This is a genomic window from Streptomyces curacoi (assembly GCF_001513975.1).
Lineage (GTDB): Bacteria > Actinomycetota > Actinomycetes > Streptomycetales > Streptomycetaceae > Streptomyces > Streptomyces curacoi.
Genome location: NZ_KQ947989.1, coordinates 45276 through 63909 on the forward strand (window position 1 = coordinate 45276; position 18634 = coordinate 63909).

The following is an 18634-nucleotide window of genomic DNA, read 5'->3' on the forward strand; positions in this document are numbered from 1 at the left end:
GGCCGACGTGCGGCGATCTGGCCGGAACGGGACCGTCCGGGACAGGATGCCCACATGAAGGGTGACCTCTTTTCCAGCGAGCACATGGTCCAGCCCGCCACCGCGCCGGGCATGACGATCGAGAACGCCAAGTGCATCAAGTACGCGGTGAACGGCGAGATGCACGCCCGCCAGGGCGCGATGGTCGCCTACCGCGGCAACCTCCAGTTCGAGCGCAAGGGCCAGGGCGTGGGCGGCATGCTCAAGCGGGCGATGACCGGTGAGGGGCTGCCGCTGATGGCGGTGCGCGGGCAGGGCGAGGCCTGGTTCGCGCACGAGGCGCAGAACTGCTTCGTCGTCGACGTCGACCCCGGCGACGAGTTCACGGTCAACGGCCGCAACGTCCTGTGTTTCGACGCCTCGTTGTCGTACCGGATCGCGACGGTGAAGGGCGCGGGCATCGCCGGCGGCGGCCTGTTCAACAGTGTCTTCACCGGGCACGGCAGGCTGGGCCTGGTGTGCGACGGCAGTCCTCTGGTCATCCCGGTCTCGCCGCAGTACCCGGTGTACGTCGACACGGACGCGGTGGTCGGCTGGACCGCCGGGCTGGAGACCTCGCTGCACCGCTCGCAGTCCCTCGGCTCGATGCTGCGCGGCGGCTCCGGGGAGGCCGTACAGCTGATGCTGCAGGGGCAGGGCTATGTCGTCGTCCGGCCGAGCGAGGTGACGCCGCCGAAGGCCCAGCAGCACTGACGCCCGGGGTGATCTGCGCCTCACGGGCAACCCACTCGGTCGTGTCCGCGTCTTGATCGGCAACAGGTGAAGCCCTGGCCCAAGGGCCAGGGCTCCTTTTCAACGCTCTATACGCACGGCGTATACACAGAGAGTATACGCCGTGTGTATACATCCAGCGTATACGGGACATGTCCATCAACCGAGAGGGATCGATGTACGGCAAGGCATTCGCCCCCGAGTACCAGGGCGCGCTCACCGCGCTGTCCGTCAACTCGTCACTCACCGACGTACTGGCCGCCGGCACCGAACAACTGCGGGCGGCCGAGCGGGCCGGGCAGCACGGCGAGGCGGCGCGCTCGGGGCTCGCGGTCGCCGAGGCGCACCGCCGGCTCGGGCAGGTCGGGGACGCGGACCGGGCATGGAAGGCAAGCTACCGCGCCGCCCGGCAGGCCGGGGACACCGCGGCGATGGCCTGGGCGCTGTGGAGCGGCGGCACGCTGGCCCGGCAGCGCGGCGCGTTCGCCCTGGCCCGGCGGCTGCTGCAACTCGCGGCCGAGCTCGGCGAACGCGGCGGCGACGTCGTCGTACGCGGCTACTCACTGGCCGGCCTGGCCGAGACCGGCCGTATCCAGGGCGACTACGAGGCCGTCCACCGGCTGCACGAGCAGCTGCTGGCCGAGGCCCGGCGGCGCGGCGAGGCGCGACACACGGTGTGGGCGTTGGAGGGCATCGCCCAGATCCACCGCAACACCGGCTCGTACGACAGGGCGTACGCCCTGTTCGAGGAGGCGGCCGAGATCGCCGCGCGTGCCGACGACCGGCGCGGCCACGCCTGGGCGCTGCGCGGGCTCGCCGACATCGTCTCCGTACGCGACGGCGACACGGAGCGCGCCCTTGCCCTGCTGTCCGAGGCGGAGGCCACCTGCCGGGCGATGAAGCTGTCCAGCGCGCTGGCCTACAACCACAAGATGCGCGGCAACGTCCTGTACCGCGCCGGGCGTTACGCCGCGGCCCGGGCCCTGTACGAGCAGGCGCTCGCGGAGTTCCGCGCCATGAGCGAGCCGCGCGGGGAGGCGCTGTCCCGGCTGGGACTGGTCAAGGCGCGGGCGCGGCTGGGGCGCGACCGGGCCGAGACCACCGCCGAACTGGCCGAGCTGGCCGAGGTGCTGGAGCGGATCGGGCTGCGGCACGCGCGGGAGATGGTGACGCGGGCGCAGGAGGAGCTGGGCGCCGTGGAGGATGCCGCACAGCGCGCCGGGGCGGTGGCCGTACGGTGACGGCGTTCCCTCCCGCGGTCCGTACCCCGGCCGACGCCCACCGCCTCGCCTCGCCGGAGCACCCTCCGGCCGACGCCCGCCAGATCCTCGAACGCTGCCGCGCCTTGGTGCGCCCCGCGCTGCGGGAGGCCGTGGGGCGCACGCATCCATGGGTGGGCGAGATGGCGGCGTACTCCTTCGGCTGGTGCGAGGTGGGCGGCGCACCGGCCACCGTCTCGGGCGGCAAGGGCGTACGGCAGGCGCTGGCCGTGCTCGGTGCCGAGGCGGCGGGTGCGCCGGGGCGTGTCGCGGTCCCCGGGGCGGTCGCGGTGGAGCTGGTGCACGTCTTCTCCCTGCTGCACGACGACATCATGGACGGCGACACGACCCGGCGCCGCCGCCCCACCGTGTGGAAGGCGTACGGCACGGGCCCCGCCGTTCTCGCGGGGGACGCGTTGTTCGCGCTGGCCGTCGAGACGCTCGCCCTGGCACCGGCGGGCCCGCGGGCCGTACGGCTGCTGTCCGCGGCGTTGCAGGACCTGGTGCGCGGGCAGGCGGAGGACCTGCTGTTCGCCACGCGTCCCTGGACCGGGCCGGAGCGGGTGCGGGCGGCGGAGTACCGGACGATGGCCGAGCACAAGACCGGCGCCCTGCTGGGCTGTGCGGCCGCGCTGGGTGCCCTGCTCGGCGGGGCGCCGCCCGCGATCGTCTCCGCCCTCGACCGGGCGGGCCGGCATCTGGGCATCGCCTTCCAGGTGGTCGACGATCTGCTGGGCATCTGGGGCGACCCTGCCGTCACCGGCAAGCCGGTCCACGGCGACCTGCGGGAGCGGAAGAAGACGTTCCCCGTGCTGGCCGCGCTCGACTCCCCGGTGGCGGGACGGCTTTCGGCGGTGCTGGAATCGGCCGGTGAGGGCGCCGACCCCGGCGCGGCGGCCGCGCTGATCGAGGAGGCGGGCGGGCGTGCGGCCGCGCTCGCGGAGGCGCGGCGCCAGGTGACCGCCGTGGCGGCCGCTCTGGCGGACGTGCCGCTGGAGGCGGGGCCCGCGCGGGAGCTGCGGTCGCTGCTGGACTTCCTCGTGCGGCGCGATCTGTGAAAGCGCGGTGCGGGGCGGTACGGCGGTGGTCCGCGCGTCACCGCGCCGCCCCCGGCGAAACGAGTTGACCGGCGGCATCTCCCGCGTCAGGGTGCCAGACGGCGTGGAACCCCGTCCCGCGCCGGAAAGGTGACTGCCTTGATCGGGATCTCGGACGTAGCAGCCGCGGCCGAACTCATCGCCGGACATGTCGTGCGCACCCCGACCGTGCCCAGCCCCGGCCTGTCGGACCTGCTCGGGGTGCCGGTGACGGCCAAGCTGGAACTGCTCCAGCGCACCGGTTCGTTCAAGGCCCGCGGGGCGACGGCGAAGCTGCTCTCGCTGAGCGACGCCCAGCGCGCCGCCGGGGTCGTGGCGGTCAGCGGGGGCAACCACGGGATCGCCCTGGCGATGACGGCCGCCGCCCTCGATGTGAAGGCCACTGTGGTGATGCCGCGTTCGGCACCCGCACGCGCGGTCGGGATCGCCCGGGATGCCGGGGCCTCGGTGCGCCTGACGGACGACATGGACGGCGCGTTCTCGCTCGTCACGCGGATGCGGGACGAGGGGCTGACGCTCGTCCATCCCTTCGACGACCCCTTGGTGATCGCCGGCCAGGGCACCGTCGGGCTTGAGCTGGCCGACGACGCCGGTGACCTCACGGACGTGCTCGTCAGCGTCGGGGGCGGCGGGCTCGTCGCCGGTGTGGCGGTGGCGCTGCGGGCCCGCCGGCCGGACGTGCGGATCTGGGGGGTGGAGACGGAGGGCGCCCAGGCCATGTCCGAGGCGCTGGCGGCCGGCGGCCCGGTGCCGGTCGCCCTGTCGTCGATCGTGTCCACGCTGAGCGCGCCGTCCGTGTCGCAACTGACGTACGACCATGTGTCCGCCCTGGTCGACGACGTGCTCGTGGTCCCGGACCGGGAGGCGGTACAGGGCGTGCTCGACCTCGCCGAACACGCCAAGGTGTGGACCGAGCCGGCCGCCGGCTGTCTGCTGCCCGCCGCCCGGCGCGTCCTGACGCGGGTCGGGGGCGGCGCGCGACTGGGGCTGGTGGTGTGCGGGGGCAACGCGACGACCGGGGATGTGCTGCGGTGGGCGGCGGATTTCGGTCTCCGCTGAACCGGTCCGGCTCAATTCCCGTGCCTTTTCGAAAACTTACTCACGCGTCAGCAGCAAAGGAAAGGAGAAGTCTTTTAGTTGGGGATTTCGTTGAACACACCCTGTCGCGCTCTCCGTACTTCCTGTGGGAAATGAGAACCAGGGGTTCAGCGAGGGATGGCCATGGTCAAGGCGCGCGTCTCCACAGCCGAGTTGGTCGCCGGAAGGTACCGGCTCGTCGATGTCGTCCAGCGCGAGACCAACCGCGTCAGTTACTACGGCGAGGACATGGAGACCGAACGTCCGTGCCTCCTCACCCAGATCGGGCTCCCCGACGATCCCTGCCCGGACGCCGGGCGCCGGACCACCTCGCGCATTCTGCGGACGTCCGAACGGATGGCGTTGCTGCGCCCGGGCCGGGTCGCCACCGTCCTGGACGCCGTCGAGGAGTCCGGGAGCCTGTGGATCGTCACCGAGTGGATCGACGGTACGCCGCTGGGCGAACTCCTCACCCAGCAGGGCACGTTCCACTTCGTCCGGGCCGCGCGCATCAGCCTCGAACTGCTCGACGTGCTGGAAGCAGCGCACGTCGCGGGCATCACGCACGGCGAGCTGAGCCCGGGCCAGGTCTTCGTCCGCGACGAGGGCTCGGTCGTGGTGACCGGCTTCGGGCTGGCCGGCGCGACCCTGGCGCCCCGGGTCGCCGCGCCGTCGTACGCCTCGCCCGAACAGGCCCGCGACGAGCGCATCGGGCCGGCGTCCGATCTGTGGGCGCTCGGCGTGATCCTCTACACCATGGTCGAGGGGCGCCCGCCGTATCGGGAACGGGACCGGCCCGAGGCCACGCTGAAGGGCGTGGACCGGCTGCCGCTGCGCGCCCCGATGCGCGCCGGGCCGCTCACCCAGGCCGTGCAGGGGCTGCTGCGCAAGGACTCCCGGGAGCGGCTGAGCCGGCCGGTGGTCCGTGAGGCGTTCGTCCGCGTCCTCAACGAGGACCCCGAGGCGGCCCCGCAGTCGGCACCGCGCCCCCGGCTGCGCGGCCTGTACGCCGTCGGGCCGGGCTGGGGAAGGCGCGCCATGGTCGCCGGGACCGCCCTCGCCGTGGTCACCGTGGTGGCGGCCGTCCTGGTGGTGACCAGCGGCCGGCCGGACGACTCGGGCCCCTCGGCGGCCGATACGGCGCCCGGACCGTCGGCCGCCACCGAGGAGCCCACCAGCCCGGCCCCCAGCACGGCGTCCCCCGCCCCGGAGCCCACCCCGTCCCCCACGGCGGAGCCGACGCCCACCGCCTCCGCCTCGGACACGGCTCTGCCCCCGGGTTTCCGGACGTACAGGTCACCGGAGGGCTTCTCCCTCGCCCTCCCGAAGGGCTGGGCACCCCTGCGCACCACGCGCGCCTCCGACCTGGCGTACCGGGTGACCTTCGGCGCCGAGGACGATCCGCGCACCCTCGCGGTCACCTACAGCGAACGCGTCGGCCCGGACCCCGTCACCGTGTGGCGCGACGATGTGGAGCCCGGTCTGCGGCAGGCCGGCACGTTCCGGCGGATCGGCGAGATCAAGGCGACCACGTACCAGGGGTACGAGGCCGCCGACATGCAGTGGCTCTCCAAGGCCGACGGCACCGAGGTCCGCACCTTCGGCCGCGGCTTTCTGATCGGCGACCATCGCGGCTACTCCCTGCGCTGGACGACCCCGGAGGCCGACTGGGAGGAGTCTGCCAACCGGCAGGCGCTGGACGTCTTCCTCACGACGTTCCGGGTGCCCGAGGACTGATCAGGCCGACGCGCGGGGTGCGCGCATCGCCCGCAGGGGCAGGCCGTGCAGCGGGTCCGTGCGCCAACGCGCCGTGAAGGTCCGGTCCTTGGCCGAGCACGTCACGTCGAGATGGTGCGGGGTCTCCAGGAAGGCGATGTCCACGGCGAGGGTGTCCGCGTCGGTCCAGCCGCCGCTCACCGCGGTGGGCACCGGCTCCTCGGAGACGGTCCACCCGGCCTGCCCGAGCCCCAGCCGAAGCGGATGGCCGTCCTCGGTGAGCGTCAGGGTCCAGCCGTCCGCGCCCGGCATGAGGTCGACCGCGGTCAGCCCGGGCAGGTGCCCGCAGACCCCGCCGGAGGGGGTGAAGGCGCCGGTGGACCAGGCCTGGGCCCGCTCGGGCGGTGCGGGTTTGCCGGCCGCGGGCGGCACCGCCAGTCCCGCCAGCCGCTCCGCCAGGGCCACGTCCGCCGCCTCGCCGCCGGTCAGGGGTGCGGGCCGGAAGGCGGGCAGCAGATGCTCCCAGACCAGGTTCAGCAGCGTCTGCATGTCCCAGGTGTCCGCGGTCGTCGCGATCACGGCGTCCTGCTCGGGCAGCACCAGGCAGAACTGGCCGAACGCGCCGTCCCCGCGGTATCCGTGCCGGGACATCCAGAACTTGAAGCCGTAGCCGCGTTGCCAGTCGTCCCCGGGCATGACACCGGCGTTCGGGATCTGCGGGCGCGTGGCCTCGGCCACCCACCACTCGGGCAGCAGCCGCTCGCCCTCCCACACCCCGCCCCGCAGATACAGCCGGCCGAGCCGGGCGATCGCGTCGGTGGTGGCGTGCAGCCCGCTGAAGCCGAGCTCCCGGCCGCTGCGGTCGCGCAGCCACGAGACCTCGCCGATGCCCAGCGGGTCCAGCAGCCGCGGCCGCAGGTACTCGGTCAGTGACTGGCCGCTCACGCGCTGGACGATGGCGGCGAGCGTGAAGGTGGCGGGCTGGTTGTACGCGAAGACGGTTCCGGGATCGCGGGCCGGGGGTACCAGGAGGAACCCGCGGACGAGATCCTCGCGGTCGAGGTCGCGCGCCGCGAAGATCGTGTCGGTCTCGTGCCCGCTGGCCATGGACGCCACGTGCCGCACGAGCATCGCGCGGCTGCGCGGATCGGTGATGTCGGCGTCGAGCTCGGGGAAGTACGAGATCACCGGGTCGTCCAGCCGTATCAGCCCCTCGGCGGCGGCGATCCCGGCGGCGGTCGCGGTGAAGCTCTTGCTGATGGAGTAGAGCAGGTGCGGGCGCTGAGGGGTGTACGGCGCCCACCAGCCGGACGCGACGAGATGCTCGTGCCGCATGATCATCAGGCTGTGCGGCTCGATGCCGGGGGCGGCGTCGAGGGCGTCGAGGAAGGCGAGGACACCGGAGGCGTCGACGCCCTGGGCGGCGGGGGCGCTCGAAGGCAGCGGGCGAACACTCATGCGGTCATCCTCTCCCGGGGCTCGTCCGGCAACCGGGAGGTCGTGCGGCCCCGGGCCGCGGCCTGCCCCGTCCGTCCCGTTTTCCCCACGGCTGTCCGGGGACTCGGGCCGCATGGTGCAGATCGGATACACGATGATGACCGAGCAGGCCGGCCCCCGGGAGCTGGTGGACCACCTGGTCCGCGCCGAGGAGGCGGGCTTCGACTTCTCCGTGACGTCGGATCACTACTTTCCGTGGCTGCGCACGCAGGGCCACTCCCCGTACGCGTGGAGCGTGCTCGGCGCCGCCGCCCAGGCGACCTCGCGGATCCCGCTGATGACGTACGTCACCTGTCCGACCTTCCGCTACCACCCGGCGGTGGTGGCCCAGAAGGCGGCCACGATGCAGCTGCTGTCCCAGGGCCGGTTCCGGCTGGGCCTCGGCTCCGGGGAGAACCTCAACGAACACGTGGTGGGCGGTGGCTGGCCTTCTGTCGATGTGCGGCACGAGATGCTGGAGGAGGCCGTGGAGATCATCCGCGCGCTCTTCAAGGGCGGCCATGTGAACCACCGGGGCACCCACTTCGACGTGGAGTCGGCCCGGCTGTGGGACCTGCCCGACGAGCCGCCGCCCCTCGGTATCGCCGTCTCGGGCGAGCAGTCGTGCGCTCTCGCGGGCCGGCTCGCCGACCTGGTCATCGCCACGGAGCCGCAGTCGGGTCTGCTGGAGGCGTTCGACCGGCACGGCGGAGCGGGCAAGCCACGCGTGGGGCAGCTGCCGGTCTGTCACGACCCGGACCGGGACACGGCCGTGAAGCGGGCACACGCCCAGTTCCGCTGGTTCGGCGGCGGCTGGAAGGTCAACTCGGAGCTGCCCCACCCCGACTCCTTCGAGTCGGCCACGCAGTACGTCACACCCGACGACGTGGCGTCCTCGATCCCGTGCGGCGACGACCCGGAGGAGTTCGTCGAAGCGGTACGCCCGTACGCGGAGGCCGGGTTCACCGAGATCGCCCTGGTGCAGATCGGGGGCGATGCGCAGTTGCCGTATCTCGACTGGGCGGAGAAGACGCTGCTGCCCGCGCTGCGGGACGCCCTCGGCTGACCGCGCCGCTCGCACGGCGCCGGGCCGCGCCCCGGGCGGCGGTAGCGCCGTCCGCCGGTGCCATAAGCTCTGGTCTGCACTTTTGCAGTCCGAGCAGCCCGTACAGGAGAGTCATCCGTGAGTCTGGCGACCGCCCCGTCCGAGACGTCCCCCGCGCCCTTGTCCGAACTCGTCGCGCGGGACGCGCGCGAGTTCGGGGTCTACGCGCGGACCGGAGGATGGGCCTTCGGCCTGAGGGTGGCGCGCAGCGTGCGGCCCGGCGGCCAGAGCGCGGGCGAGACACCGAAGGTGTCCGCGAAGGAGTTCGCCGAACTCGCCGGGTGCTCTCCCGAGCGTGTCATGCGCTACTACAAGGCCTGGGACCGGGCCGCCGACGACGGACTCGTCCCGCATTTCGAGGCGCTCGCCCCCGGTCAGGAGGTGGAGCTGCCGGACGCCGACGTGTGGCTCAGCTACTACGTCTCCCGCAGCAGCGCCGGCTCCGAGCGCGGCACCGCCATCGCCGAGGCCGCCGAGGCCGAGGGCATTCGCCCCACCAAGGCCCTGGAGGTCGCCGAGAACCCCACCGCGCTGCGCGCCGCGATCCTCGCCGACCCCTCGACCGCCCGCGCGGCCCGCCAGGCGCTGCTCGACCGGGTCCGCGAAGACCCGGAGCTGCAGGCCGAGTTGGCGCGGGACGTCGTGCGCACCGACGACCTGAAGAAGGCCGTCGCCAGTGAGAGCCGGGCCGCCGACCGGATCGGCTATGTCCGCCAGATTGCCGAGTCGGGCCAGATCAGGACCCCGGCCGGGCAGACCGTCGAGGCGCCCGCCGACCTGCGCGAGGAGGCGGAGCGGCATCTGTCGCTCATCGAAGAGCTGGAGGAGGACGAGGACTCCGGCGAGTGGGCCACCGAGGCCTACGACACCCTGAAGTCCCTGGTCGTCGAGGCCGTGGAGGCCGATCCCGAGCTGCGTGTCCAGGAGCGGCGGACGAAGTTCTACAGCAGCCTGCAGAAGGCGACGAAGGTCTTCGAGGAGCTGACCTTCGACGATGTGCAGGAGTTCGTCGAGGACGACATGGTCCAGCAGCTGGAGGAGCTCCAGCAGGCCATCTCCACGTGCATCACGGCACTGCGCGGGGCACGGTCGGGCGCGGCCCGGCCCGAGTAGTCGGGCTCATGCCGCCGGCGCGTCACCGCTCACGCTCTGTGTAGCGGTGACGTGTCCACAGCGGCAGCACGAACCAGCACAGGACGTACCACAGGACCACCGCCGCGACCAGCCAGGGCACATAGCCGTCCTGTGTGGCGACCCGCAGGATCAGCAGGAGCGAGGCCGCCATGGTGACGAGGAGCAGGACCAGGCCGACGAAGGTCAGCCGGGAGGCCCACTCCACGGCCTTCGGCTTGATGCGCCGCCCGGACACCAGCCGGTGCAGGGACACGGGGCCGATCAGGGCGCCGGTGGCGGCGGCGCCCAGCACGACCGTCACGATGTAGATGGTCCGGTCCGTGGGCTCCAGGTCGTTGTACTTCGGGGTGAAGACGACGGTGAGTAGGAACCCGAACAGGATCTGCACGCCCATCTGGGCCACGCGGACCTCCTGCAGGAGCTCGACCCACATGCGGTCGGCTCTCTCCTCCGCGGTCTCGTTGCGTCCCCTGCGCCTGGCTGCACCGCCTTCGGTGGCCGTCACCATGTCCTCCCGGGTTCGAACGACCTGAGTCCCTCAGTCCCGCGAGTACCCGCTGAGCGGGGATTCTGTCCGGCCCACCGGGCGGTTGCCCCACCACTGACCTACCAGCGGCCCTCCACCTGACCCTTGATCCGCCGGTCGTAGAGGCCCCGGATCGCGGTGAGCGTGTCCTCGGACAGCTCCGGAAGACCGGCGGCGGCCGCGTTGGCGCGGGCCTGCTCGGGCGAGCGGGCGCCCGGGATCACGGTGGTCACGCCCGGCTGCTGGATGATCCAGCGCAGCGCCAGCTGGGCCGGTGTGAAGCCCTCCGGCGCGAGGCCGGCGAACTCGACTGCGGCCTCCACACCCGACTCGTAGTCGACGCCCGAGAAGGTCTCGCCCTGGTCGAAGGACTCACCGTGCCGGTTGTAGGTGCGGTGGTCGTTGGCGGGGAAGACGGTGTCCTTGGTGTACTTGCCCGACAGCAGGCCGGAGGCCAGCGGGACCCGGGCGATGATGCCCACGCCCGCCTCCTGGGCGGCGGGCAGCACCTCGCGCAGGGGCTTCATGCGGAACGGGTTCAGGATGATCTGCACGCTGGCCACGCCCGGCCGGGCGATGGCGGTCAGCGCCTCGGCGCAGGTCTCCACGCTGACGCCGTAGGCGGCGATGCGCTCCTCCTCGACCAGGGTGTCCAGGGCGTCGAACACCTCGTCCGTCGAGTAGACGGGCGTTGGCGGGCAGTGCAGCTGGACCAGGTCGAGGCGGTCCACGCCGAGGTTGCGCCGGGAACGGTCGTTCCAGGCACGGAAGTTGTCGAGGACGTAGTTCTCGGGGATCTGGTCGACGCGGCGGCCCATCTTGGTCGCGACCAGGATGTCCAGGTCGGGCCTGCCGCTCAGGAAGCGGGCGATGGTCTGCTCGCTGAGTCCGTCGCCGTACACGTCGGCCGTGTCGAAGAAGGTCACCCCCGACTCGACCGCCGCCTCCAGCACCGCCAGGGCTTCCTTCTCGTCGACGTCTCCCCAGTCGGCGCCCAGCTGCCACGTACCGAGACCCACGACGGACGCCCGCTGACCCGACCTACCGATTGCACGCTCTTCCATGGCGTCAGTGTGTCATTCGTCATGTACCTGCGCGGAGCCGCCCCCGCCGTGTGTCCGCCTGCGCGTCCGTCACTCACACGAGTGAATCAGTTCGACAGTCGGGCGACGCGTGTCAAGGGGGTCCCTAGCGTGGCCGCGTGACCGACGACTTCAGCCGCAGGGGCTTCCTCCGCACCGCCGCCGCCCTGGCCGCCGTACCGGCCCTTCTTCCGGCGGATCCGGCCGTCGCGGCACAGGAGTTGCCCGACTTCCCGGCGGATGTGGCCCTGTACCGCTCGGCGTACCGGAACTGGGTCGGCGAGATCACCGCCGACGGACTGTGGGCCTGTGCCCCGGGCACCCCGGAGCAGGTGGTCGCCGTCGTCAACTGGGCGTGGCGGCACGGCTGGAGAGTGCGCGCCCGGGGCGCCTCGCACGGCTGGTCACCGCTGACGGTCACACAGGGCCTGCCGTCGGACGCGCCGGTCCTCCTCGTCGACACCGCCGCTCATCTCACCGGCCTGTCCCTCCGGTCGCCGTCCTCCGTGCGCGCCGGCACCGGCGTCACCCTGGAGGCCCTGCTCACCTACCTGGAGGAGCACGGCCTCGGCGTCACCGCCGCGCCCGCACCCGGCAACCTCACCCTGGGCGGCGCCCTGGCCGTCGACGCGCACGGCACCGCCGTACCGGCGCGGGGCGAACAGCGCCTCCCCGGCCACACGTACGGCTCGCTGAGCAACCTGGTGCTGTCGCTGACGGCCGTCGTCTGGGACGAGGCCAGTGGCGCGTACGCGCTGCGGACGTACCACCGCGACGAGGCGGACTGCGCCGCGCTGCTCACCCATCTCGGCCGCTCCCTGGTCACCGAGGTCGTGCTGCGCGTGGGCGCGAACACCGGCCTGCGGTGCGTCAGCCGTACGGACATCCCGGCCGGCGAGCTCTTCGCCGCGCCCGGCGCCGGCGGACGCACCTTCGCGAGCTTCCTGGACCGGGCCGGGCGCGCCGAGGCGATCTGGTTCGCCTTCACCGAGTACCCGTGGCTGAAGGTGTGGAGCGTCTCCCCCACCCGGCCGCTGACCTCGCGGCATGTGACGACGCCGTACAACTACCCCTTCTCCGACAGCGTCCCGCGCCCGGTGGCGGAGCTGGTCGGGCACATGGTGTCGGACGGGGCCTGGTATCTGGCGCCGGTGCTCGGCAACGCGCAGTACGACGCGGCCGAGCTCGGGCTGGTGGCGACGCTGTCGGCGGACATCTGGGGGCCGTCGAAGAACACGCTGCTGTATCTGAGGCCGACGACGCTGAGGATCGCCACGAACGGGTACGCGGTGCTCACCAGCCGGGCGCAGGTTCAGCAGGTGGTCGCCGAGTTCACCGCGTTCTACCGGGAGCGGCTCGCGGCGTACGCCGGCCGGGGGCAGTTCCCGGTCAACGGCTCGGTGGAGATCCGGGTGACGGGCCTCGACGATCCCGCGGACGTGGGCCTGGACGGGGCGCGGACCCCGCTGCTGTCGGCGATCGGGCCGCGCGGTGACCGCCCCGAGTGGGACACCGCCGTGTGGCTGAACATCCTGACGCTGCCCGGGACACCGTACGCGGAGGCGTTCCTGAGCCAGATCGAGCGGTTCCTGCTGCGCACCTTCGACGGCGGGTACGCCATGACCCGTGTCGAGTGGTCGAAGGGCTGGGCCTACACGAAGGACTCCGCCTGGAGCGACGGCGAGGTGCTGGGCACCGTCGTGCCCGGCACCTTCGGGGAGGACGCGTGGGCGCAGGCGTCAGGGGCGCTGGACCGGCTCGATCCCCATGGGGTGTTCGGAAACGCCTTCCTGGACCGGTTGTTCCGGTGAGGTACGGCTACTCGCGGGATGCCAGTGCCCTGGCGTGCACGGCGCGAGCGACCTTCGGACCGAGCCGGCGTCTGAGGCGGCGCAGGGCCTCCAGTCGCCCGGCCGCCCGGTCGATCCGGTAGTACAGCCGGGGCGGCACGTGGGGCAGCAGGGGCGAGTGGCGCTGGCCGAGCAGGGCGAACATCTGGTGTGGCGGCAGATGGATGTAGCGGGGCAGGTTCTCGTACCAGTGGGCGCTGTAGCGGGCCGCGCTCTGGAGGGACAACAGGGCCTGCCTGCGCTGCTGTTCGTAGCGGGTGAGGGCCTGGGCGAGGGCGGCGTGCTCGTGCAGTGAGCGGGCGAGGGCGATGGCGTCCTCCAGCGCCAGGGTGGTACCGGCGCCGACGGAGTAGTGGGTGGTGTGGGCGGCGTCGCCGAGCAGGACGAGATTGCCGCGGTGCCAGGTGCGGTTGGTGAGGGTGCGGAAGGTCAGCCACTGCGCGCTGCCGTCGGCGCGGGAGCGGCCGAGGAGGGGGTGGCCGTCGAGGACGTCGGCGAAGAGCTTCTCCAGCAGGGCGAGTCCGTCGGCCTCGTCCGCGGTGTGGAGGCTGAGGCCGGTCCATGTCTTTGGGGCGCACTCGATTACGCAGGTGCTGCCTTCGGGGCCGAAGGCGTAGCCGTAGCACCAGATCCAGCCGTGGTCGGTCTCGACGAAGGCGAAGGTGAAGGCGTCGAAGACCTTGGTGGTGCCGAGCCAGATGTAGTGGTCGCGCCCGGCTCTGATGTCCGTGCCGAAGTGGTCGGCGTGCCGGGTGCGCAGGGCGCTGTGGACGCCGTCGGCCGCCACGACCAGGTCGGCGACGGGCAGGTTCTCCGGCCTGACCTCGTGCTCGAACTCCAGCCGTACGCCCAGCGAGCGGGCGCGTTCGGCGAGGATCGCCAGCAGCCGGTGGCGGCCGATGCCGTGCCCCTCGTCACCGGCCCTGCGGGTCGTCAGTCCCCGGACGTGGGCGACGCCCTCGCTCCAGCGGACCGAGCTCTCCTCGATGGCACGCGCCGACTCGGGGTCCTGTTCGCGCAGCTTGTCGAGCAGTCCGCGCCAGTAGGTGACGCCCCAGCCGTAGGTGGAGCCCTCCGGGTCGCGTTCGTGGACGGTGATGTCGTGGGACGGGTCCCGCAGCTTCAGCAGGACCGAGAGATAGAGGCCGGCGGGCCCGCCGCCGACGCAGGCAACCTTCACTCATACCCCCACTAATTCTATAAATCGGTCATTTTACTTCGGGAGGGTAGCAGCGCGGGCGCGGCACCTCGCGCATGCCGGATCGCGCCAGTTTCGAGGGGTGAGGCAGACCACTCGCGACACGGGCAATCGCGAGAGATCACCCGAGACGGGGGCTCCAGGAGAAGGAATTCCTCATTCCGCGGACACGCGGGCACAGTTCCCAGCAAGATCATCTTCGTTCAATCTTCTATGACATGTGGGCACTTGTCCGGATCGGAGCCAACCACTCCCGACCGATTTCTCCCGCTCTCCCCCGGCCCGATAGGCATGCGGAGTCATCAGCTGAACGATCCAGGAGCTCCGCATGCCAGAGATAAGCCGTCGCCGTGCGCTCACCGCCGCGGCCGTGTTCGCCACCGCGGCCGGTGTTCAGACGGTCCTCGCCCCCACCGCGCCCGCCGCCGGGCACGACCACCACTCCCCGCAGTCCTTCGACGAGGTCTACAAGGGCCGCCGAATACAGGGCCGGCCGGTCTCCGGCGGCGGCCACCAGCATCACGGCGCCGGATACGCCGTGTTCGTCGACGGGGTGGAGCTGCATGTGATGCGCAACGCCGACGGCAGCTGGATCAGCGTCGTCAGCCACTACGACCCGGTGCCCACGCCGCGCGCCGCCGCCCGCGCCGCCGTGGACGAGCTGCAGGGCGCCCCACTCCTGCCCTTCCCCGCCAACTGACCTGCCCCACACGCACTTTGGAGCACCTGCGACCATGACCGTCCGCAAGAACCAGGCCCTGCTGACCGCCGACGAGAAGCGCCGATTCGTCGCCGCCCTGCTGGAGTTGAAGCGCAGCGGCCGCTACGACGAGTTCGTCACCACGCACAACGCCTTCATCGTCGGCGACACCGACAACGGGGAACGCACCGGCCACCGCTCACCGTCCTTCCTGCCCTGGCACCGCAGATTCCTGCTCGAGTTCGAGCGCGCCCTGCAGGAGGTGGACGCCTCGGTCGCACTGCCTTACTGGGACTGGAGCGCCGACCGCTCGATACGCTCCTCGCTGTGGGGGCCCGACTTCCTCGGCGGCACCGGGCGCAGCCTCGACGGCCAGGTGATGGACGGGCCGTTCGCCGCGTCGACCGGCAACTGGCCGATCAATGTGCGCGTCGACGGCCGTACGTTCCTGCGCCGCTCGCTCGGCACCGCCGTACGGGAGCTGCCGACCCGGGCCGAGGTGGAGTCCGTGCTCGCCATGCCGACGTACGACATGGCGCCCTGGAACAGCGCCTCGGACGGCTTCCGCAACCACCTGGAGGGCTGGCGCGGCGTCAATCTGCACAACCGCGTCCATGTGTGGGTCGGCGGGCAGATGGCGACCGGGGTGTCCCCCAACGACCCGGTGTTCTGGCTGCACCACGCCTACATCGACAAGCTGTGGGCGGACTGGCAGCGGCGGCACCCCCGCTCCGGCTATGTGCCGGCCGTCGGGACGCCGAACGTGGTCGACCTCAACGACACGATGAAGCCCTGGAACGACGTGCGCCCCGCCGACCTGCTGGACCACACCGCGCACTACACCTTCGACGCGGCCTGAGCCGTCCGTCCGGTCCGCCGGTCAGACCTCGGCGGTACGGCACTCCGGGTGACCCCAGCCCTGGGCGTTCTTGGCGATGGGCTCGCCCGCCGCGTAGGAGCGACCGCAGACACAGCGGCCGGGAAACTTGGCCTTGATGGTGCGCGCGGAGCCGCCGTTCTTCCGGGCGGCCGGGGAGCGGCGGCGCGGAGCCTTGGCCGGCGGGGTGTCCGGCGAGGGCGGCGGCTCCGGTGAGCCGAGGTCGCTGCCCGCGGCCTCCTGCACGGTGGCGGCCTGGCTGGCGGCGCGGTCGGCGAAGTCGTTGAGCGGGTCGCCGTCGACCTGGTGGGCGGGGACGTAGCGGAACTCGACGGTACGGCCGTCGAGCAGTTCGTCGATGTGTACCACCAGGTCCTGGTTGGCGACCGGCTTGCCGGCGGCCGTCTTCCAGCCGTTGCGCTTCCAGTTCGGCAGCCAGGTGGTGACGGCCTTCATGGCGTACTGCGAGTCCATGCGGATCTCCAGCGGTACGCCGGGGTCGGTCGCCGTGAGCAGCCGTTCCAGTGCGGTGAGTTCCGCGACGTTGTTGGTCGCCTTGCCGAGCGGCCCGGCCTCCCAGCGGACCGGAGCCTGAGTCTCGTCGGCGACGACCCAGGCCCAGCCCGCCGGCCCGGGGTTTCCCTTCGAAGCCCCGTCGCACGCGGCCACAACACGTTCACGCATGGGATCGATCATGCCATGGCCGCGTGAGGGCTCCGAAACGCTCTAGGAGACGTCGGTGCTCTGCGGCATCTCCCCGGCCGTCGTCCTGATGTCGATCACCGAGAAGTTCGCGCCCTGAGGGTCGCTGAGGGCGGCGAACCGGCCGAAGGGGCTGTCCATCGGGCCGAAGCGCAGCTGGGCGCCCAGCTTGGTGGCCCTGGCGACCGCGTCGTCGCAGTTGTCGACGGTGAAGTACACGTTGATGTACGAGGGGATCTCGGGCGGGAACTCCTCGGTCATCCTCATCCGGCCGAGGACGGTCTTGTCGCCGAGGTTGAACATGCGGAAGTCGATCGCGTCGTCCTGCATCTGCTTCATCGAGTACGGGAAGACGGCGGACAGGAACGCGTCGGCCTTCTCGGGCTCGCGGGTGAAGACCTCGGCCCAGCAGAACGCGCCCGGCTGCTCCATCGACGCCTCGAAGCCCTCGTGGGTGCCGGCCTGCCAGACGCCGAAGACGGCGCCGCTGGGCTCGCGGGCCAGGCACATGGTGCCGAACTCGCCGACCTGCATCGGCTCCATCAGCACCTCGCCGCCGCGCTCCCGGATCTTCTCGGCGGTGGCGGCGGCGTCGGACGCGGCGAAGTACAGGCACCACGCCGACTGGCCCTCCTGGCCGGGCATGGGCGGCACGACGGCGGCGACCGCCTTGCCGTCCGCGTAGGCCTGGGTGTAGTTGCCGTACTCCGACGACGCCTCGCCGAAGGTCCAGCCGAGGACGTCGCCGTAGAAGCTCTTGGCTCCCTCGACGTCGCTGAACATCGCATCAACCCAACAGGGCGTTCCCTCTGGTTGTACGGCCATGACTGCGGACCTTTCCGAATCGGCGGTTGTCCGGTTCCTCACGCTAGTCATCGCCTCGTCCGGCCGCGCGCCGAATGCGTCCCTCCGTTACAGACTGGGGGGGACACGGCGGCTCTGCGACGGATCGGGGCGCGGTATGGCGGACGGGACGATGCGCGCGTGGTCGGTGCTGAAGCCGGGGCCGGTGGCGGAGGGCGGTCTGCGGCTGGTCGAGAAGCCGGTCCCCGTGCCGGGGGACGAAGAGCTGCTCGTGCGGGTGCGCGCGTGCGGGGTGTGCCGCACGGACCTGCATGTCACCGAGGGTGATCTGCCGGTCCACCGGCCCGGTGTGACACCCGGGCACGAGGTCGTCGGCGTGGTCGCGGGGTCCGGGGCGGCGGTGCGCGGCTTCGCCGTCGGGGAGCGGGTGGGGGTGGCCTGGCTGCGGTGGACCGACGGGACGTGCGCCTACTGCGCGCGTGGGGCGGAGAACCTCTGTCCGGCCTCGCGCTACACGGGCTGGGACGCCGACGGAGGTTACGCGGAGTACACGACCGTGCCGGCCGCGTTCGCCTACCGGCTGCCCGGCGGGCTCGACGACGTGGCGTGCGCGCCGCTGCTGTGCGCCGGGATCATCGGCTACCGGGCGCTGCGGCGGGCCGCGCTGCCGCCGGGCGGGCGGCTCGGGCTGTACGGCTTCGGGGGCAGCGCTCATCTGTGCGCGCAGGTGGCCCTCGCCGAGGGCGCCACCGTGCACGTTCTGACGCGGGGCGCCGCCGCCCGGAGGCTGGCGCTGGACCTGGGGGCCGCCTCGGCGCGCGATGCGTACCAGATGCCGCCCGAGCCGCTGGACAGCGCGATCCTGTTCGCCCCGGTCGGCGATCTGGTCCCGGTCGCGCTGCGGGCCCTGGACCGGGGCGGGGTGCTGTCGATCGCCGGGATCCATCTGAGCGACGTACCGCCGCTGCGCTACGAGAGCGAGCTGTTCTACGAGAAGGAGCTGCGCAGCGTCACCTCCAACACGCGGGAGGACGGGCGGGAGTTCCTGGCACTGGCCGCTCGGCACGGTGTGCGCGCGACCACGCACATCTATCCGCTCTCGCGGGCCTCGGACGCCTTGCGGGATCTGGGACAGGGCCGCTTCGACGGGGCCGCCGTGCTGGTGAACGACCTGTCATGAACAGCGCCTCACGGCGCGCGGAAGCACCCAAGAGGTGTGAGAACCCACAAGGTGCGCCAACCGCACCATCCGGCATGTTTTCGCCTCCAGGGAGCGAACCC

Annotated in this window: 17 protein-coding genes; 11 read left to right on the top strand and 6 right to left on the bottom strand. The window is 72.1% G+C overall.

The window, feature by feature from the left end:
* Positions 1-54: 54 nt before the first annotated feature.
* From AQI70_RS20445 to AQI70_RS20465, 5 genes are all read left to right on the top strand, one after another.
* Positions 55-732 carry an AIM24 family protein gene (locus AQI70_RS20445; RefSeq protein WP_062152151.1) on the top strand — a complete coding sequence of 226 codons (678 nt, stop codon included), beginning with the start codon at positions 55-57 and terminating at the stop codon, positions 730-732.
* A 194-nt stretch (positions 733-926) separates the two neighbouring features.
* Positions 927-1991 (top strand): tetratricopeptide repeat protein, encoded by a 1065-nt coding sequence (locus AQI70_RS20450; RefSeq protein ID WP_062152153.1) that lies wholly within the window; start codon positions 927-929, stop codon positions 1989-1991.
* Positions 1988-3067 (top strand): polyprenyl synthetase family protein, encoded by a 1080-nt coding sequence (locus AQI70_RS20455; RefSeq protein WP_079051392.1) that lies wholly within the window; start codon positions 1988-1990, stop codon positions 3065-3067. The genes AQI70_RS20450 and AQI70_RS20455 overlap by 4 nt, the downstream gene beginning before the upstream one ends.
* 138 nt (positions 3068-3205) lie before the next feature.
* Complete coding sequence (locus AQI70_RS20460; RefSeq protein ID WP_062152155.1) at positions 3206-4165, top strand: threonine/serine dehydratase family protein; 960 nt, start codon at positions 3206-3208, stop codon at positions 4163-4165.
* 156 nt (positions 4166-4321) lie between these two features.
* Positions 4322-5920: a serine/threonine protein kinase gene (locus tag AQI70_RS20465; RefSeq protein WP_062152157.1), complete on the top strand. Its 1599-nt coding sequence runs from the start codon at positions 4322-4324 to the stop codon at positions 5918-5920.
* Here AQI70_RS20465 and AQI70_RS20470 read toward each other — a convergent pair whose 3' ends face one another.
* Positions 5921-7357 carry a serine hydrolase domain-containing protein gene (locus AQI70_RS20470; protein WP_062152159.1) on the bottom strand — a complete coding sequence of 479 codons (1437 nt, stop codon included), beginning with the start codon at positions 7355-7357 and terminating at the stop codon, positions 5921-5923.
* Positions 7358-7469: 112 nt separating this feature from the next.
* On the opposite strand from AQI70_RS20470, the gene AQI70_RS20475 reads away from it, so the two are divergent.
* Positions 7470-8441, top strand: a complete 972-nt coding sequence (locus tag AQI70_RS20475; protein WP_062152161.1) for an LLM class F420-dependent oxidoreductase — start codon at positions 7470-7472, stop codon at positions 8439-8441.
* 117 nt (positions 8442-8558) lie between these two features.
* On the top strand, positions 8559-9593 hold the full coding sequence (locus AQI70_RS20480; protein WP_062152163.1) for a hypothetical protein: 1035 nt from the start codon (positions 8559-8561) through the stop codon (positions 9591-9593).
* A 22-nt stretch (positions 9594-9615) separates the two neighbouring features.
* Here the strand turns inward: AQI70_RS20480 and AQI70_RS20485 are convergent, their stop codons facing one another.
* Both AQI70_RS20485 and AQI70_RS20490 read right to left on the bottom strand, forming a co-directional pair.
* Positions 9616-10122 carry a DUF6328 family protein gene (locus AQI70_RS20485; RefSeq protein ID WP_062152165.1) on the bottom strand — a complete coding sequence of 169 codons (507 nt, stop codon included), beginning with the start codon at positions 10120-10122 and terminating at the stop codon, positions 9616-9618.
* A 98-nt stretch (positions 10123-10220) separates the two neighbouring features.
* On the bottom strand, positions 10221-11204 hold the full coding sequence (locus AQI70_RS20490; protein ID WP_062152167.1) for an aldo/keto reductase: 984 nt from the start codon (positions 11202-11204) through the stop codon (positions 10221-10223).
* 137 nt (positions 11205-11341) lie between these two features.
* On the opposite strand from AQI70_RS20490, the gene AQI70_RS20495 reads away from it, so the two are divergent.
* Complete coding sequence (locus AQI70_RS20495; RefSeq protein ID WP_062152169.1) at positions 11342-13033, top strand: cholesterol oxidase substrate-binding domain-containing protein; 1692 nt, start codon at positions 11342-11344, stop codon at positions 13031-13033.
* A gap of 7 nt (positions 13034-13040) precedes the next feature.
* Here AQI70_RS20495 and AQI70_RS20500 read toward each other — a convergent pair whose 3' ends face one another.
* Complete coding sequence (locus AQI70_RS20500) at positions 13041-14252, bottom strand: FAD-dependent monooxygenase (RefSeq protein WP_062152171.1); 1212 nt, start codon at positions 14250-14252, stop codon at positions 13041-13043.
* Between the two features lie 346 nt (positions 14253-14598).
* On the opposite strand from AQI70_RS20500, the gene melC1 reads away from it, so the two are divergent.
* Both melC1 and melC2 read left to right on the top strand, forming a co-directional pair.
* On the top strand, positions 14599-14970 hold the full coding sequence (gene melC1, locus AQI70_RS20505; protein WP_062152173.1) for an apotyrosinase chaperone MelC1: 372 nt from the start codon (positions 14599-14601) through the stop codon (positions 14968-14970).
* A gap of 34 nt (positions 14971-15004) precedes the next feature.
* Positions 15005-15829 (top strand): tyrosinase MelC2, encoded by an 825-nt coding sequence (melC2, locus tag AQI70_RS20510; RefSeq protein WP_062152175.1) that lies wholly within the window; start codon positions 15005-15007, stop codon positions 15827-15829.
* Positions 15830-15850: 21 nt separating this feature from the next.
* On the opposite strand, the gene AQI70_RS20515 is transcribed toward melC2, so the two are convergent.
* Positions 15851-16543, bottom strand: a complete 693-nt coding sequence (locus AQI70_RS20515) for a ribonuclease H family protein (protein WP_062152177.1) — start codon at positions 16541-16543, stop codon at positions 15851-15853.
* Between the two features lie 30 nt (positions 16544-16573).
* On the bottom strand, positions 16574-17374 hold the full coding sequence (locus AQI70_RS20520) for a VOC family protein (RefSeq protein WP_062152179.1): 801 nt from the start codon (positions 17372-17374) through the stop codon (positions 16574-16576).
* A 151-nt stretch (positions 17375-17525) separates the two neighbouring features.
* Here AQI70_RS20520 and AQI70_RS20525 point away from each other — a divergent pair, with 151 nt between their 5' ends.
* Positions 17526-18533 (top strand): zinc-binding alcohol dehydrogenase family protein, encoded by a 1008-nt coding sequence (locus AQI70_RS20525; protein WP_208607417.1) that lies wholly within the window; start codon positions 17526-17528, stop codon positions 18531-18533.
* Positions 18534-18634 lie beyond the last annotated feature (101 nt).